Source organism: Ligilactobacillus acidipiscis DSM 15836, from assembly GCF_001435755.1.
GTDB lineage: Bacteria > Bacillota > Bacilli > Lactobacillales > Lactobacillaceae > Ligilactobacillus > Ligilactobacillus acidipiscis.
The window spans coordinates 1-2,749 of record NZ_AZFI01000218.1 but is presented as its reverse complement, the minus strand read 5'-3'; the positions used below and the strand labels follow the sequence as shown (position 1 = coordinate 2,749).

Below are 2,749 nucleotides of genomic sequence, written 5' to 3'. Positions count from 1 at the left end.
GGTCGATAGTGTGAACTATCTCCTACCCGATAAAAATTAGGTTGTCAAAATTTCAACTCACGTTCTGTTAAAGGGCTAGAGAGTAGATTTGAAAGCATATTACTGGCTTACAGTGTTCTATTAAGTCGAGCACAACGACGTTTTGAAGGAACTTTGAGATATTCTTTAGGATATTAAAATTAACTAGCACCACGGGTTAACTTTATATATTTTAAGTGTTATCATGAACCTGTAGTCCAATATAGGGAGATGAATAATTATGGTAACTTGGGCATTTTGGCTTTCAATTGTAGCAATTGTTCTTTCTGTATATGCTTGTTATGCTGCAAGTAAAAAGGACTAGGACAATTTTGGAAAATAGGGCAGGAAACACGCTCTTTTAAGGACGTGATACTTGCCTTATTTTTGTGATATTTAATTTTCGATGAGCGTTATGGATTACAATTCAGGTCTTCTTAGTGTATAATTATATGTGTATTAAAAACTATGGAGGTGCTAGAATATGCGTAAGTTCTTGTTAGGAGTAAGCTTGACGGCTAACGTAGTTCTTGGTTACTTATTATTAAAAGATGAGGATACTGTTGAAGAATTAAGGGAACGTTTAGAACATGCTGGCGATGAAGTAGTCGGCAAGGTACAACAGGCTAAGGGCAACCTTACTGGAGATACTAAGGATAAAGTTGCTGGCGCTGCTAAAGAAGCTAAGGGTGCCGTTGAAGATAAAGTTCAAGATGTCAAAGAAGACGTCAAAGATGCTGCTGAATGATCTTCATTCACAATGATGAATTGCCTCGAAAGTGAAAGCTCTCGAGGCTTTTTTCTTTTGCAAAAAATGACTTGGCACTATGATAGAAAATAAAGTATGAAGATGGGGGAAGAAGTAAGCATGGTTGGGGTTTTACAGAAAATCGGCAAAGATAAAATGTTTTTGATTTCTGCTGGAGTTGCTGCATTAAGTATGTTTGTCAGTCGTCCGCGTTTAGCAGATGTTGATTGGAAGACTATTATTTCTTTGGCATCTTTGTTGGCACTCATTGCGGTGTATGAGCACATAGAAGTTCTAAGTTACGGTGCATCGCTATTAGTTAAACTAGCTGACAATAAGCGCTTTTTGGTCCAAATTATAGTTTGTACTTCTTTTTTTGCAGCAATGATTTTGACAAATGATGCAGCTATTATTGCCTTAACACCGATCTTGATCATAGTTACGCAAAGGATCAAACTTCCAATTGTCTTGCCTGTCGTTTTAGTGAACGTGGCTGCAAATTTGGGAAGCATGGTTACGCCGTTTGGAAACCCGCAGAATCTGTATTTATTAAATCGTTTTGCTTTAAACTTTAATGACTTTATTCGGATGGCCTTGCCTGTTTCGATTGCTAGTTTGTTGTTATTATGGTTGTTTACACTTAAAATACCGCATGAACGCATAACAAATGTTAAGTTGCCTAAATTTAAATTGGACTGGAGCAAACTTGTGCTGGCCTTGATCGCCACTTTTGTTATTTTAGCGGGTATTTTTTCTTTTTTGCCAATGCCTGTTATGTTAGCGACAGCGGTTATTATAGTTGTATTAGTTGACCCCAAAATATTTGGTAAGATCGACTATGCATTATTGTTAACTTTTCTGATGTTTTTTATTGCAGTCGGTGATGTTGGGCGTGCGCCAATAGTACATAATTTTATGAATATGTTGGGTTCTACTTCTTTTGGAACTTATTTGAGCGGGTTGGCTGTTAGCCAAGTGATCAGCAATGTGCCAGCAGTCATTATATTAGCACCGTATACGAAATATGTTTATCCTTTGTTTCTAGGAGTTAATATTGGCGGGTTAGGAACTTTGATTGCTAGTCTTGCTAACTTATTGGCATACAAACAGTACTATGAGCGCGCGGAGTCGCCGAGCGGCGCGTATTTCAAGATATTTTTGCAGATCAATATCCTTTTTTTGTTAATTTTAGGTGTTGTGGGATTTTTTTTAGTTTTTTTTCAATAATGCTAACTTGGAGTTGTCAGAGTTAATTAAAGCTGCTCTTTTTGCTATCATATTAGTATGAGCGTAAGTGCTTACAAAAGAAAGAAGGAGCTAATTATGAAAAATGATCCGCGTTGGCAAACAGCTTTATATACGACTGAGACGTATAATGAGGAAGGATTAGAGGGACATGCATATGTTCCAGATGGTCTAAATTTACAAACTAGCAGTCCGTTAAATAACCACCCTGGGACGAATCCGGAACAATTATTGGGGATGTCATTATGTACCTGTTTAGTGGCCACAATGCAAGCAGTTGAAAAAGAACATCAGTTGGAACATCATGCCAAAGTAAGAGCTAAAATTGCATATATAGGTGAAAGAGCTCATTATGAATTTTTAGTTCATGCACAGATCTGTGTGCCGCAAGTCGATTTTGACAGAGCAAAGAAGTTAGTTGCCGAAACTGAAAAAAGATGTTGCGTATCACAGTTATTGAGCGGCAGCAAGAATTATAGTGTTGAGGCTGTTGAAGACTGGGCCAAGTAAAAAATTAAAAACTTATTTTGAGACCTTATTTTTAATAAGACTTTTTTTATATCAGCGTTAACATAATGAAATTATCGCTTTTTTTTAATATTGTCCAAAATTTTAAGAATAAAAATTCTAACACAAATAAATTGTGTACTTTCTTTCTGTATAATAACAGTGTTGCAAAAAGTTTAAATTTGTAAATTTGTATAATTACATACGTGTGGTGCTAGTTTGTAACATTTA

Annotated in this window: 3 protein-coding genes and 1 pseudogene; all 4 read left to right on the top strand. The window is 36.1% G+C overall.

Annotated elements, in window-relative coordinates; all coding sequences use genetic code 11:
• Positions 1-33 precede the first annotated feature (33 nt).
• Positions 34-177 (top strand): annotated as a pseudogene (locus FC65_RS11640) (IS982 family transposase); the annotation flags it as partial.
• Positions 178-502: 325 nt separating this feature from the next.
• Entirely contained in the window at positions 503-766 is a 264-nt protein-coding gene (locus FC65_RS10010) for a CsbD family protein (RefSeq protein ID WP_056972565.1), read from the top strand.
• Between the two features lie 120 nt (positions 767-886).
• Positions 887-1,993, top strand: a complete 1,107-nt coding sequence (locus FC65_RS10005) for an SLC13 family permease (RefSeq protein ID WP_056972564.1) — start codon at positions 887-889, stop codon at positions 1,991-1,993.
• 96 nt (positions 1,994-2,089) lie between these two features.
• Positions 2,090-2,521 carry an OsmC family protein gene (locus tag FC65_RS10000; RefSeq protein ID WP_056972563.1) on the top strand — a complete coding sequence of 144 codons (432 nt, stop codon included), beginning with the start codon at positions 2,090-2,092 and terminating at the stop codon, positions 2,519-2,521.
• Positions 2,522-2,749 lie beyond the last annotated feature (228 nt).

What these genes read in the sequence shown, in the direction of transcription:
- FC65_RS10010 (WP_056972565.1), top strand. Translation starts at nt 503, where the DNA reads ATGCGTAAGTTCTTGTTAGGAGTAAGCTTGACGGCTAACGTAGTTCTT.
- FC65_RS10005 (WP_056972564.1), top strand. Translation starts at nt 887, where the DNA reads ATGGTTGGGGTTTTACAGAAAATCGGCAAAGATAAAATGTTTTTGATT.
- FC65_RS10000 (WP_056972563.1), top strand. Translation starts at nt 2,090, where the DNA reads ATGAAAAATGATCCGCGTTGGCAAACAGCTTTATATACGACTGAGACG.